General features: G+C 50.4%; 6 protein-coding genes and 2 tRNA genes. 5 read left to right on the top strand and 3 right to left on the bottom strand.

Annotation, left to right across the window (positions count from 1 at the left end; genetic code table 11):
- Positions 1-5: 5 nt before the first annotated feature.
- The 4 genes from recC (at position 6) to recD (ending at position 12094) form a co-directional block, all read left to right on the top strand.
- Positions 6-3380, top strand: a complete 3375-nt coding sequence (recC, locus tag VJY99_RS13090; protein ID WP_324119106.1) for an exodeoxyribonuclease V subunit gamma — start codon at positions 6-8, stop codon at positions 3378-3380.
- A gap of 211 nt (positions 3381-3591) precedes the next feature.
- Positions 3592-6477, top strand: a complete 2886-nt coding sequence (gene ptrA, locus VJY99_RS13095) for a pitrilysin (protein ID WP_324119108.1) — start codon at positions 3592-3594, stop codon at positions 6475-6477.
- A 224-nt stretch (positions 6478-6701) separates the two neighbouring features.
- Positions 6702-10262: an exodeoxyribonuclease V subunit beta gene (gene recB, locus VJY99_RS13100; RefSeq protein ID WP_324119110.1), complete on the top strand. Its 3561-nt coding sequence runs from the start codon at positions 6702-6704 to the stop codon at positions 10260-10262.
- Positions 10259-12094 carry an exodeoxyribonuclease V subunit alpha gene (gene recD / locus VJY99_RS13105; protein ID WP_324119112.1) on the top strand — a complete coding sequence of 612 codons (1836 nt, stop codon included), beginning with the start codon at positions 10259-10261 and terminating at the stop codon, positions 12092-12094. Before recB ends, recD begins: the two co-directional genes overlap by 4 nt.
- Positions 12095-12117: 23 nt before the next feature.
- Here the strand turns inward: recD and argA are convergent, their stop codons facing one another.
- Positions 12118-13449 (bottom strand): amino-acid N-acetyltransferase, encoded by a 1332-nt coding sequence (argA, locus tag VJY99_RS13110; RefSeq protein WP_324119118.1) that lies wholly within the window; start codon positions 13447-13449, stop codon positions 12118-12120.
- A 234-nt stretch (positions 13450-13683) separates the two neighbouring features.
- Between argA and amiC the strand changes: the two genes are divergently transcribed.
- Positions 13684-14940, top strand: coding sequence for an N-acetylmuramoyl-L-alanine amidase AmiC (amiC, locus tag VJY99_RS13115; protein ID WP_324119114.1), 1257 nt, complete (start codon positions 13684-13686; stop codon positions 14938-14940).
- Between the two features lie 165 nt (positions 14941-15105).
- Here the strand turns inward: amiC and VJY99_RS13120 are convergent.
- Together VJY99_RS13120 and VJY99_RS13125 are read right to left on the bottom strand one after the other, a co-directional pair.
- Positions 15106-15182 (bottom strand) — tRNA-Met (locus VJY99_RS13120).
- A gap of 62 nt (positions 15183-15244) precedes the next feature.
- A tRNA-Met gene (locus VJY99_RS13125) sits at positions 15245-15321 on the bottom strand.
- Between the last annotated feature and the right edge of the window lie 48 nt (positions 15322-15369).

A 15369-nucleotide genomic window follows, 5' to 3' on the forward strand; every position in this document is an offset into this window, starting at 1 on the left:
ATTCTATGTTGCGTGTTTACCATTCCAACCAGCTGGATGTGCTTGAAGCAATTATGGAATTTATTGTGGAACAGCGACCCTTGCCAGATCCCTTCGAGCCCGAAGTGGTATTGGTACAAAGTACTGGTATGGCGCAATGGCTACAAATGACGCTGGCGCAAAAATTCGGTATCGCCGCCAACATCAGTTTCCCGCTTCCGGCGAGCTTTATATGGGATATGTTTGTGCGTGTGCTGCCGGATATCCCGGAGCAAAGTGCGTTCAATAAACAAAGCATGAGCTGGAAGTTAATGACGCTCATCCCGACCATGTTAGAACAGCCTGAATTTGCTTTGCTCAATCAATATCTTGAAGAAGATGAAAACGGCCGAAAACTCTCACAACTCGCCTCAAGAATTGCTGACCTTTATGACCAGTATTTAGTTTATCGTCCAGATTGGCTAAGCCTGTGGGAAAAGGGTGAACTTGTCGACAATGTGGGCGAAGCCCAATTGTGGCAGGCTCCGCTATGGGCGGCACTGGTTCGTCATACGCAAGAACTTGGGCAGCCTGAATGGCACCGTGCAAATCTGTATCAGCGCTTTATTAAAACCCTTGAATCTAGCAGCACATGTCCGCAAGGTTTGCCTTCCCGCGTCTTTATTTGTGGGATTTCAGCACTACCACCGGTTTACCTTCAGGCGCTGCAAGCACTGGGTAAACACATTGATGTGCACTTACTGTTTACCAACCCTTGCCGTTACTACTGGGGCGATATTAAAGACCCGTCTTATCTTGCTCGGTTAATCAACCGCCGCCGACGTAAACATGCTCAGGAAGACATTACATTTCCGCTATTTAAAGACGGCAATACTGCCTCTTCACTGTTCAATGACGAGGGTGAGCAAGATATTGGCAACCCTTTACTGGCTTCATGGGGGAAATTAGGGCGTGACTACACGTTCTTATTGGCCGAACTGCAACAATTCGAAGAAATTGACGTTTTCGTTGATATCGAACCCAATAATTTACTGCGCAATTTGCAGTTCGATTTGCTTGAGTTACAAAACAATGCGGTGACGGGGCTTACCCTGGAAGAGTTTGAGCACAGCCACAATAAACGTGTACTTTCACCGGAAGATCATTCCGTCACCTTCCATGAGTGCCATAGTCCTCAACGCGAAGTCGAAGTGCTGCACGATCAATTGTTGGCGATGTTGGATGCCGACCCCACGCTCACCCCGCGCGACATCATCGTGATGGTGGCAGATATCGACAGCTACAGTCCGTTTATCCAGGCTGTATTCGGCAATGCCGTAGGTGAACGTCGGCTGCCGTTTGCGATTTCTGACCGGCGTGCAAGACAAGCTCACCCAGCTTTACAAGCATTTATCTCCTTACTCTCACTGCCTGATAGCCGCTTTGCCGCGCAGGATGTTCTTGCTCTGCTTGAAGTTCCCGCACTGGCGGCTCGCTTCTCCATTAATGAAGAAGGGCTGCGCTACCTACGCCTGTGGGTCAATGAATCGGGGATCCGTTGGGGTATTGATGACGACAACGTCCGTGAATTGGATCTTCCCGCTACCGGGCAGCATACCTGGCGCTTTGGTTTAACTCGCATGTTGCTGGGCTATGCAATGGATAGCCAGGCAGGAGAGTGGCAGTCGATCCTTCCTTATGATGAATCGAGCGGTTTAATCGCTGAGCTTGTAGGGCAACTCGCCGAGTTGTTAATGCAGCTGAACAATTGGCGTCGCGAACTCTCTGTGGCGCGTCCATTGGCCGAATGGACTACCGTTTGCCGTGATATGTTGGCGAGCTTCTTCCTGCCTGATACGGAAACCGAAGGTGCGTTGGCGCTGATTGAACAACAGTGGCAAGACATCATTAAATATGGCCTCGAGTCACGTTATCAGGAGAATATCTCCTTAATTTTATTGCGTGAGGAGCTGGCGCAGCGGTTGGATCAAGAGCGTATCAGCCAACGTTTCCTGGCAGGGCCTGTCAACTTCTGCACCCTGATGCCGATGCGTTCCATCCCGTTCAAAGTCGTTTGCTTGCTTGGCATGAATGATGGCGTTTACCCACGCGCATTGGCCCCTCTCGGGTTTGATTTAATGAGCGAGAAACCCCAACGTGGCGACCGTAGCCGCCGGGATGACGATCGGTACTTGTTCCTTGAGGCGCTTAACTCAGCACAAATACGCTTCTATATCAGTTATATCGGGCGTTCTATTCAGGATAACAGCCAGCGCTATCCTTCCGTATTGGTTGACGAACTGCTGGATTACATCGCACAGAGCCATTGTTTGCCCCAGGACTCAGAACAAACCTGTGATGAAAGCAGCGAGCGTGTGAAAAAATATTTGGTTCAACAACATAATCGCACCCCATTTGAAGCGGGGAATTTTATCCCTGGCATAACGGCACAAAGTTACGCCAGGGAATGGCTGCCAGCCGCAAGCGGGCTAGGGAATCCACAGGTTCCGTTCATTCAACCCTTGCAGGAAGATAAGCAGAACGTCATTACGTTGGATCAATTACAACGTTTCTGGCGACATCCGGTTCGTGCCTTTTTCCAGATGAGTTTAGGTATCAATTTCCGTCTTGAAGAAACTGACCTCCCTGATGCGGAACCTTTCACTTTAGATAGCCTCGAACGGTTCCAGATGAATCAGGAATTGCTGAATACCCTGGTGCAGGAAGGTGACTCCCAGCAGTTATTCCGCCGTTATCGAGCTGCGGGTATCTTACCGTATGGCGCTTTCGGTGAAATTTTATGGGAAAGCCAGCTAACAGAAATGGAAGAACTGGCGCAAAAAGTGAGAGCCGAGCGACAGAATGGTAATAGCCAGGAAGTGTCGTTGCTCATTGATGGAACAAGTCTGGAAGGTTGGTTGTCGGATGTGCAGGAAGATGGCCTGCTGCGCTGGCGGCCTTCAATTCTCAACTCTGCACATGGTTTGCAATTGTGGATTGAGCATGTGGTTTGGTGTGCGATGGGGGGAAGGGGTGAAAGCCGTCTCTACGGGCGTGATTCAACCGAGTGGAAATTCCCAGCCCTTGACGCTGAACAGGCAAAAAACTATCTCCAGCAACTTATTGATGGTTATCGGAATGGATTAGTACAACCTCTTCTCCTGCTCCCAATAAGTGGGGGGGCGTGGATAAAAGCCTGTTACGAACCAGCGAATGATGCCATTTTATGGGATGAACAAACGCAGCAGAAAGCCAAAAGTAAGCTATTGGCGGCCTGGGAAGGGAATCAGAGAGTCGACGGTGAAGGGGCTGATATGTGGCTACAACGCCTGTATCGAACGCTGGATCCTGACTATTACGAAGCTATCATCACCGAGGCTGAGCGTTACTTACTGCCTTTGTATCGTTTCAACAAAGCTTAAAGATTAGTATAAAAATTGCACAATCCGGTCGGTTCATCTATGATGCGCAACTTGCTCAGGATTGGCGAAAAAAGCATCAGTAATAATAACAAAATTGTTTGAAATTTGTTAATGATGAGTGAGCTATACCCTGAGAACGTCAAGTTGCAGCCACACTCTGCAACTTGACGTTCTCAGGGTATAGGAAGTTTCGTGATTATGAGGTTCGTGAATGCCTAAATGCAGCACCTGGTTGAAACCGCTTTTCTTGTTAGTCGCTCTTTGGGCACCATTAAGTCAGGCAGACACGGGTTGGCAACCCATCCAGGAAACTATCCGTAAAAGTGAGAAAGACAATCGTCAATATCAGGCTGTACGTCTTGATAACGGTATGACGGTCCTGCTGGTCTCTGATCCGCAAGCTGTTAAGTCATTGTCGGCATTGGTTGTTCCGGTTGGATCTTTAGAAGATCCCGACGACCATCTTGGCCTGGCTCACTACCTTGAACATATGACGCTGATGGGGTCTAAAAAGTATCCTGAACCGGATAGCCTGTCGGAGTATCTCAAAAAGCATGGTGGCAGCCATAACGCCAGCACTGCAACTTATCGCACCGCGTTCTACCTTGAAGTGGAAAACGATGCACTGGAAGGTGCGGTCGACCGTTTGTCAGATGCTCTCGCTGAGCCAAATCTCGCCCCTGAATATGCCGAACGTGAACGCAATGCGGTTAACGCCGAGCTGACTTTAGCGCGTTCCCGTGACGGTATGCGTATGGCGCAGGTCAGTGCAGAGACTATCAACCCAGCTCACCCAGGCTCACGTTTTTCGGGCGGTAATCTGGAAACTCTGCGCGACAAACCTGGCAGTAAATTGCTGGATGCGCTGGTGGCTTTCCGTGATAAATACTATTCCGCGAACCTGATGAAAGCGGTTATTTACAGCAATAAGCCATTACCTGAATTGGCAAAGATTGCGGTGGAAACCTATGGGCGGGTGCCGAATAAAAATATCGAAAAGCCAGCCATTGACGTACCTGTTGTGACTGACGCGCAAAAAGGCATAGTGATTCACTACGTGCCAGCATTGCCGCGCAAAGTGGTGCGAGTTGAATTCCGCATCGACAACAATAGCGATAAATTCCGCAGCAAAACGGATGAATTGCTTGGCTATTTGATTGGCAACCGTAGCAACGATACCCTTTCTGATTGGTTACAAAAGCAAGGCCTCGCAGACAGCATTCGTGCTGATTCCGATCCACTTGTTAATGGAAATAGCGGCGTGTTCGCCATTTCAGTGTCATTGACTGATAAAGGACTCGCCCAACGTGACGAAGTCGTCGCGGCTATTTTCAGCTATTTGAATAAGTTGCGTGAAAATGGTGTCGATAAAAGTTACTTCGATGAACTCGCCCATGTGCTGGATCTCGATTTCCGTTATCCGTCGATTAACCGCAATATGGATTACGTTGAATGGTTAGCCGACACCATGCTGCGCGTGCCGGTTGAACATACACTGGACTTTGTGAATATTGCCGATCAATACGATCCGGCAGCTATCAAAGCTCGGTTGGATATGATGACGCCGCAGAATGCCCGCATCTGGTATATCAGCCCGAAAGAGCCCCATAACAAAACGGCTTATTTTGTTGAAGCGCCTTACCAGGTCGATAAAATTACCCCAGAAATGTTCAACGACTGGCAGCAAAAAGCAGCGGCAATTAAGCTGGGATTGCCTCAGTTGAACCCGTACATCCCTGATGACTTTACGTTGGTTAAACCAGAAAAAACCTACACGCATCCTGAGTTGTTGGTAAAAGAGCCGGGTTTACGCGTCCTGTATATGCCAAGTCACTATTTTTCCAGCGAACCTAAAGCAAATGTGACGATGGTGCTGCGTAATCCGCAGGCGATGGACAGCGCGAAAAACCAAGTGCTATTTGCCCTGAATGACTATTTGGCAGGTATTGCGCTTGATGAGTTAAGCAACCAGGCTTCCGTCGGGGGAATTGGTTTTTCAACCAACGCTAATAGCGGCTTGATGGTTAATGCCAATGGTTATACCCAACGTTTGCCGCAACTCTTTGAAGCGCTGTTGAAGGGCTACTTCTCCTATACACCGACCCAGGAACAGCTGGATCAGGCGAAGTCGTGGTATGCCCAAATGATGGATTCTGCAGACAAAGGCAAAGCTTACGATCAGGCGATAATGCCAATACAAATGGTGTCGCAGGTGCCTTATTTCCAACGCGAAGTACGCCGTGCGCTATTGCCAGAACTGACCTTAAAAGATGTGCTTGATTACCGCGAAGTGTTAAAAACCAATGCTAAACCGGAGTTTTTAGTGCTGGGTAACATGTCTCCTCAGCGGGCAAAAGAGCTGGCGCATAACGTACAAAACCAGCTTGGTACTAAAGGAAATGAATGGTGCCGTAATAAAGATGTGCTGGTGGATAAGCAACATTTAGTGATGTTCGAAAAAGCGGGTAGCAGCACGGATTCAGCACTGGCTGCGGTTTACGTACCGAAAGGTTTTGATGAAATCGTGAGTACCGCTTATAGCTCAATGTTAGGGCAAATTATTCAGCCGTGGTTTTACAACCAGTTACGTACTCAAGAGCAGTTGGGTTATGCGGTATTTTCCTTCCCGATGTCAGTTGGGCGTCAGTGGGGGATTGGTTTCTTGCTGCAAAGCAATGACAAACAACCCGCCTACTTGTATCAACGCTTTAAGGCGTTTTACCCAACGGCTGAACAAAAGCTGCGTAGCATGAGTGCCGAAGATTTTGCGCAAATGCAGCAGGGCATGATCAGTGAAATTATGCAGGCACCGCAAACCTTAGCGCAGGAAGCGTCGCAACTGAGCAAAGATTTCGATCGCGGGAACCTGGACTTTGATTCACGTGATAAAGTCATCGCCGAAATTAAAAAGCTGACCCCACAAAAACTGGCTGATTTCTTCCATCAGGCTGTGATTGAACCGCAAGGAATGGCTGTTCTTTCGCAAATTGCGGGTAGCAACAATGGCAAGGTAGAGTACGCCGCTCCTGAAGGGTGGAAAACCTGGAAGGAAGTCAGTGGACTGCAACAATCATTGCCGCTCGTGGACCCTAAGTAGTTTGAGTGACAGGCAGGCGACGGCAATGGAATTCACCCATTGGCTGATTTGATTCAGTCAATGGGTGATAATGTGTCGCCAACACACCTGCAACAAAGATATGGCGGATTTCAAGTTGCAGGAAGGCGGCAAGTGAATGAGTCCCAATGAGCTTAGTAAACTAAGTGATTTGGGTGAATGAGAGTAGCCAACACACCTGCAACTTGAAAGACGAAAGGTAAATAATGACCGGAACCACGCAGCCTCTTGACCCCCTAAATTTACCTTTGACAGGGGAGCGACTGATTGAAGCTTCTGCCGGTACCGGAAAGACATTTACCATCGCGGCTCTTTATTTACGTTTGCTGCTTGGTTTGGGAGGTAAAAATGCCCATCCCCGCCCACTCTCCGTTGAAGAATTACTGGTCGTAACTTTTACTCAGGCTGCGACCGAAGAACTCCGTGGCCGCATTCGCGCCAACATTCATGAATTGCGTATCGCCTGCGTGCGCAATCGTACTGATAATCCCCTGTTCCAAAACTTGTTGGCTGAGATCCCCGACCTTCACCAGGCCGCTCGAATTCTGCGTCTTGCTGAACAGCAAATGGACGAAGCGGCCATTTTTACCATCCATGGCTTTTGCCAAAGGATGCTCAGCCTGAACGCCTTTGAATCAGGCATGTTGTTCGAGCAACAGCTTATTGAAGATGAGTCGCTGTTACGTCGCCATGCTTGTGCCGATTTTTGGCGCCGCCATTGTTACCCTCTGCCCAAGCCTGTAGCGCAAGTTATGGCCGAGGAATGGGCAGGGCCTGATGAATTGCTCAGGGATATCAACAACTGGCTGCAAGGTGAGCAGCCAGTCCTGAAGCAACCCCCTGCCGATGATGAAACGCTGCTCGCACGTCATCAAAAGATCATCACAGCGATTGAAGATGTGAAAGCGCAATGGCGTGCCTGTGCGGACGACATTGCGAACATTCTCAGTGAGGCGAAAATTGACAGGCGCAGTTACAGCAGTAAAAACCTACCTAACTGGTTGAATATTGTCGGTACTTGGGCACAAACAGAAACCACGACATATAAATTGCCCGAGCAACTCGAGCGTTTCTCTCAATCAATGTTGGATGAGAAAACGAAAGAAGGACCGCCGCCACAGCATCCGGTATTCAGAGCGATTAACTCGCTATTAGGCGAACCACTGACGCTGCGTGATTTAGTGATTGCCCGCGCGATGGCTGAAATCCGCTACACCGTGCAGCAGGAAAAACGTCGCCGTGGCGAGCTGGGTTTTGACGATATGCTGGCTCGCCTGGATGAAGCTCTGCATAAACCCGGTGGTGATGCACTAGCCGCCGCCATTCGTGGCCGTTTCCCTGCAGCGATGATTGATGAATTCCAGGACACCGATCCTCAGCAATATCGTATCTTCAGGCGTCTATATATGAATCAGCCTGACACTGCGCTCTTGCTCATCGGTGATCCAAAGCAGGCGATTTACGCATTCCGTGGCGCGGACATTTTTACCTATATGAAAGCGCGTCATGAGGTTAGTGCCCACTACACGCTGGATACCAATTGGCGCTCATCTCCTGGGATGATAAGCAGCGTCAATAACCTGTTCCAGCAATTGGGTAATCCCTTCTTATTCCAGCAAATTCCTTTCTTAGCGGTGAAAGCTGCCACAAAAAACAGCGGCCTGCGTTTTACCCTCAAAGGTAAAAATCAGGCCGCGATGTCATTCTGGGCGCAATCGGGCGATGGCTGCGGAGTAAGTGATTACCAACAAACCATGGCCATACAGTGTGCGCAGCAGATCCGCGACTGGTTGAGTGCCGGGCAGCGCGGTGACGCTTTGCTGTGGAAAGGGGAAGAATCACGGCCCGTACAGTCGTCAGATATCACCATTCTGGTACGTAGCCGTGGTGAGGCTTCCATTGTGCGCGAAGCCCTGGCGAGCCTGAACATTCCGTCGGTGTATCTTTCAAACCGCGACTCGGTATTTGCCACGCCGGAAGCGCGCGAAATTTTATGGATTTTGCAGGCTGTGTTGGCTCCAGAAATTGAAAACGCGCTGCGCAGTGCGGTCGCGACCAGCATGTTGGGTCTTGATGCCCGCATGATTGAAGCGCTTAACGAAGATGAAAATGCCTGGGATCAACTGGTCGAGGAGTTTTCAGAATATCGACACATTTGGCTGCGTCGGGGCGTGATGCCGATGCTGCGTGCACTTATTGCCCGTCGCCAGATAGCTGAAAACCTGTTGGCCACGCCGGGCGGCGAGCGCCGTCTGACCGATATTCTGCACATCAGCGAATTGCTACAAGAAGAAGCTTCACAGACTGACAGCGAGCATGCGCTGGTCCGTTGGTTGGCGCAGCAAGTTGCTGAACCAGACAGCAACGCATACAGCCAACAATTACGCCTCGAAAGTGACAGGCATTTGGTCCAGGTTGTCACTATTCACAAATCAAAAGGGCTGGAATACCCGTTGGTTTGGCTGCCATTCATTGCTAACTATCGGGCGCAAAACAGCGGTTTGTATCACGACCGTTCAACATTCTCGCCGTTGCTGGATTTAAGCGACGATGCTGAGAGCCTGAGCCTCGCCGAAGAAGAACGCCTGGCCGAAGATTTACGCTTGTTGTATGTGGCTCTGACTCGTTCTATCTGGCATTGCAGCCTCGGTGTTGCCCCATTGTTTAAAGGGAATCGTGCCAAAAAAGGCGCCAGTGACCTGCATCTCGGAGCATTGGGCTATCTTCTGCAAAAAGGGGAAGCGAAAGATGCGGCGGGTCTACAGGCTTGCTTGCAAGAGCTGGCGAGCGAGTCGATTAGCATTGAAGTACCAAAGTCTGAGGATTTCACGCCCTGGCAACCGGTGAGTGCTGAACTTGCGCAACTTAGCGCCCGAATGATGAAACGCCACGTTGCCGATAACTGGCGAGTGACCAGTTATTCTGGGTTGCAACAGCATGGCAGTAGCCAAGCGCTGGATTTATTACCTCGACTGGATGTGGATGCCGCAGGTGTTGCACCGGTACAAAGTGAGTCTTTACTCACTCCGCACACCTTCCCACGAGGGGCCGGACCGGGCACATTCCTCCATAGCCTATTTGAAGGTATTGATTTTACTCAGCCACTTAACGACACGTGGATTGCCGAGCAATTGGATGCACCTGGGTTTGGCGAGGAGTGGCAGCCGATATTAAAGGAATGGTTGCGGACAATTTTACAGGCTCCGTTGAATGAAACCGGTGTGTCCCTCAGCCAGTTAACGCCTAAGGATAAACAGGTCGAACTGGAGTTTTATCTGCCAATTGAGAGTGATTTACAGGCCGTGCAATTGGACAACTTAATGCGTGAATATGATCCGCTATCGGCAGGTTGCCCACCGTTAAACTTCAAACAAGTACGCGGCATGCTGAAAGGCTTTATCGACCTGGTGTTCCGCTGGCAAGGGCGTTATTACCTGCTGGATTACAAATCGAACTGGTTAGGTGAAGACAGCAGCGCCTACACTCAGGAAGCCATGGCCGCGGCAATGCAATCTCATCGTTATGATCTGCAATATCAACTGTATACATTGGCGCTGCACCGTTATTTACGCCACCGTATTGCTGATTATGACTACCAAACTCATTTCGGTGGTGTCATCTACCTTTTCTTGCGCGGTGTTGAAAGTAACGGTTCGTCACAGGGAATATTTGCCACGCGTCCTGATGAACAGTTGATTGCGAAAATGGACGCACTCTTTGCCTTGAAAACGGGTGTTGCGGAACAAACGGACGAGGTTGCGCCATGAAAATGTCTGAGCTGTTACAGCAAGCGGTAGAGCAGAAATTGTTACGTGCTCTGGATGCGCAGTTCGCCATGATGATTACTGGTGATGAGCAACCCGCCGTCATGCTGGCGGCCGCATTAGTCAGCCATGATGCTGGTGAAGGCCATGTGTGCATTCCTCTGTCACGTTTAATACCGGAATTCTGTTTTGCCGGGCGGCAGCCCGATTTGGCAGAACAACTGTTTGCCGAGGCTTCAGTAAAATCCGGCTGGCGTGAAGTGCTGCTGGCTTCTGATGCGGTGAGTGAGCATGAAGGTGCCACGCCGTTGAAGCTGATTGGCGAACGGTTGTATCTCAATCGGATGTGGCAAAACGAACTGTCGGTTGCGCGATTTTTTGGTGAGGAAAATCGGGCTATACCTCTCGACGAAGCGCAGGTTATCAGCGTGCTGAATCAGCTTTTTGAACCGATGGCTGATACCGACTGGCAAAAGGTTGCGGCAGCCGTAGCGCTGACGCGACGCATTTCGGTGATTTCTGGTGGGCCGGGAACAGGTAAAACAACGACGGTGGCGAAGTTGCTCGCCGCACTGGTTCAACTCACCGATACGACACCTTTGCGGATTCAATTGGCCGCCCCGACAGGTAAAGCGGCGGCGCGGCTTACGGAATCACTGGGTTCAGCATTACGCCGTTTACCGCTGGATGACGCGCAGAAAGCGGCATTGCCAAACGACGCCTGCACCTTGCACCGTTTATTGGGCGCACAGCCCAATAGCCAACGCCTGCGCTATCACGCCGGGAATCTGTTGCATCTTGATGTGTTGGTGGTAGACGAAGCCTCGATGGTCGATTTACCGATGATGGCGAAGTTAATTCACGCTTTACCACCGCACGCACGGGTTATTTTTCTCGGTGATCGCGATCAGCTGGCATCAGTGGAAGCGGGGGCGGTGCTTGGGGACATTTGCCATTACGTGACACATGGCTACTCGCCTGCAAGAGCGGTGGAGTTAAGTCGACTGACGGGCTATTCACTGCTTGCGGGGGAAGGACATCAGGCGAGTGTGCTGCGCGATGGGTTATGTTTGCTGCAAAAAAGCTACCGTTTTGATAGCAAGTCCGGCATCGGGCAATTGGCATTTGCCGTCAACGCCAGCGATGTGAAACAGGCCAGAGGGGTCTTTTCCCAGGGCTTTAGTGATATTTCGAAACAGCCACTGCGTGAGAGCGAAGATTATGCGCTGATGATTGCTGACGCAGTGGACGGTTATCGTCCCTATCTGGAGTTAATACGCAATCACGCAGAACCCGCCGCTATTCTTGAGGCCTTCGGGCGCTATCAGTTGCTGTGCGCGCTGCGGGATGGACCGTTTGGCGTTAGCGGTCTGAATACCCGCATTGAACTGGGGCTGGTTCAAAAACGATTGATTGAACGGCCAAACCCGACGGTATCGCGCTGGTATAACGGCAGGCCAATTATGATTTCCCGTAACGACAGTTCGTTGGGGTTGTTCAACGGGGATATCGGGATTGCGTTGGACACAGGTGAGGGGCTGCGCGTTTGGTTCCCGATGCCTGATGGCACCATCAAATCTGTGCAACCGAGTCGTTTACCCGGGCATGACACCGCCTTCGCCATGACAGTGCATAAATCGCAGGGCTCTGAATTCGAACACGCCGCACTGGTGCTGCCAAATCAATACACTGCTGTGGTGACGCGTGAGTTGGTCTATACCGCGATCACTCGTGCACGCAGTAGGTTGTCTCTGTATGCCGATGATCGCGTGTTTGAAAAGGCGATTGTGACAAAAACGGAGCGCCGTAGTGGCTTGATGGAAAGTTTTAACTAGCCCCGACAGGGGCTAGTTTTGGATTACGCTAAGTCTGCCATCAGCACTTTTGAGCGGCGCTGATAGTTGTACATCTCTTTTTTGCTTTCCGGCAGCAGTTCGACATCGACTGGCATAAAGCCACGTTCCTGGAACCAGTGAATGCTACGGGTTGTCAGGACAAACAGCTTACTCAGCCCCATTTGCCGCGCCTGCGTAGCAATGCGTTGCAGCAATACTTCACCGCGTGATGAACTGCGATAGTCAGGATGAACCGCAACACAGGCCATTTCACCAATCCCTTCTTCCAGGAACGGATACAGCGCAGCACAAGCGATGGTCAGGTTGTCGCGCTGGATAATGGTGAACTTGTCGATCTCCATTTCCAATTGCTCCCGCGAGCGACGCACCAGGATCCCTTGCTGTTCCAGCGGGCGAATGAGCTCTAAGATGCCGCCAATATCGTTAATCGTGGCGCGACGAATTTGCTCCGCACTCTCCATCACGATTTGCGTACCGATGCCATCGCGAGAGAACAATTCCTGCAATAGCGCACCGTCTTCTTGATAGCTGATCAAATGGCTGCGACGCACGCCGCTACGGCAGGCTTTGAGCGCACCTCGTAGAAAACGCACAGTACCAGAATGGTAATCACCCGTTTCTTCCAGATCTTCAATGCGTTTTTGCGCATCGTTAGGAAAGAGTTCCGAAACGATATTGTCGTTATCGTCGATAACACCCTGGGAAGAGCAGAAGCCAATCATTTTTTCAGCTTTCAGTTTGACGGCCAATTGCGTGGCAATTTCTTCTGAGGTGAGATTAAAGCTTTCACCTGTGACGGAAACCGCAACCGGCCCCATCAACACAATCGCCCCGTTATCAAGCTGGCGGTGAATAGCTTCTTCGTCGATACGACGAACACGGCCACTGTGGCAATAATCCACACCATCATCCACACCCAACGGTTGCGCGATAATAAAGTTACCGCTGACGACGTTGATATGCGCCCCTTGCAACGGAGTGTTGCCAAGGCTCATGGACAAACGCGCAGTAATATCCAACTGCAATAAACCGGCGGCTTGTTTAACCAGCTCAAGGGTTTTCGCATCGGTGACACGCGTATGTTTGTGATAGATAGGTTCATGATTATGCGAAGCCAGATTGGCATCAATCTGCGGGCGTGCGCCATACACCACGACCAAACGAATCCCCAGGCTGTGCAACAGCCCAATATCGCTGACGATACTGGAAAAGTTCTCGTGTTCAATGGCTTCGCCGCCAAGCATAATGACAAACGTTTTTCCCCGATGGGCATTTATATAGGGAACAGAATGGCGGAATCCCTGTACCAGTTCGGTTCTACGTTCCTTCACCACGGCAAGCCCTCGTTGCATGATTATTCGTAATTTGTGTATTTTTATTCTTTTATTGCTCCTGGTGCAAGCAGCAATTGCCACAAAGCAAAAATTTCTGTGTCGCTGTCTCCAGGTGCTTGATTGCGAATGTTTACCCTTTTATGAGTGACAGTCTAAGCCTGATTCGATAAAGTTTTCGGCTCAAAAAATAAAATTGGTTATTCGGTTCACGGAAACACACCGCTCAGGAGAGCTATGTCACATTCCAGTTCATTAATTAGTCGTCGCCGCTTACTAAAGGGCGCGGGCGCTATGTGGCTATTAAGTGTTAGCCAGGTTGGCCTTGCGGCCTCAAGCCTGGTGGTGGCGGTGCGTGTCTGGCCCGCGTCGTCTTACACGCGAGTCACACTGGAATCGAACAGGGAGCTTAAATACCGGCAGTTTACGTTAAGCAATCCTGAACGGGTGGTTGTCGACATAGAAGGTGTGAATTTAAATTCAGTATTGAAAGGTGTCGGCGCCCAGATTCGTGGCGACGATCCATTCATTAAGTCGGCACGTGTGGGTCAGTTTGATCCTCAAACTGTGCGTATGGTTTTTGAACTTAAGCAGGACGTCACACCGCACCTGTTTGCGCTGGCTCCGGTGGCTGAATTCAAAGAACGCCTGGTGATAGATCTCTATCCGGCCAATATGAACAGCGAGCAAGATCCACTGCTGGCATTACTGGAAGATTACAACAACGGTAAGTTGGATAAAGATCGACAGCCCTCGCCGGAACAAGGGCCGAAGCCTGGCAAGGCGGGTCGTGACCGACCGATCGTTATCATGCTAGATCCTGGCCACGGTGGGGAAGATCCCGGCGCGATTGGGCCGAACAGGACGCGTGAAAAAGACATTGTGCTGCAAATCGCCCGTCGCCTGAAAGCGCTTATTGATAAAGAAGCGAATATGAAAGCCTATATGACGCGCAACGAGGATGTGTTCATCCCGTTAAAAGTCAGGGTCGCAAAAGCGCAAAAGCAACGAGCTGACTTGTTTGTTTCAATTCATGCGGATGCGTTTACTTCTGGTGCGGCGCGAGGCTCTTCAGTGTTTGCGCTCTCAACTAAAGGGGCGACCAGTACTGCGGCGAAATTCCTCGCTCAAACACAGAACGCCGCCGACTTAATCGGTGGGGTGAATAAGAGTGGCGATCGCTATCTCGACCATACGATGTTCGACATGGTGCAGTCATTGACCATCAACGATAGCCTGAAATTCGGCAAAGAAGTGCTGTCCCGATTGGGGCGTGTCAATAAGCTGCATAAAAACAGCGTCGATCAGGCAGGGTTTGCGGTGCTGAAAGCGCCAGATATTCCGTCCATTTTGGTGGAAACGGCATTCTTGAGTAATGTTGAAGAAGAGCGAAAGCTGCGTACAGCGTCCTTCCAGCAGGAAGTGGCGGAATCTATTTTGGCGGGAATCAAAGCGTATTTTGCGGATAGCTCGCGGCTGGCAAGATTAGGTTAATTGAAAAGATTTTTTGCCGAGTAATATAAGTTGCCACAAGGCGGTAAATGAACGAATCCCGATGAGCTTACTGTAGTAAGTGAATCGGGTGAGTGAACCAACGTAGTGGCGGCTTTAATTAAGAAGTGCAAAAACAAAAAAACACCCGTTAAGGTGTTTAAATGTTGGTTGCGGGGGCCAGATTTGAACTGACGACCTTCGGGTTATGAGCCCGACGAGCTACCAGGCTGCTCCACCCCGCGTCCGTAAACTTCTTTAGTACCCAAATGACTTTCATCATTGCGCTAAACTTCAGCGTCTTAGTTGGTTGCGGGGGCCAGATTTGAACTGACGACCTTCGGGTTATGAGCCCGACGAGCTACCAGGCTGCTCCACCCCGCGTCCGTATAACTATTTACTGCTAATGGTTTTCACCACCGCGCTAAACTC

This window comes from Buttiauxella sp. (genome assembly GCF_035271705.1).
Classification (GTDB): Bacteria; Pseudomonadota; Gammaproteobacteria; order Enterobacterales; family Enterobacteriaceae; genus Buttiauxella.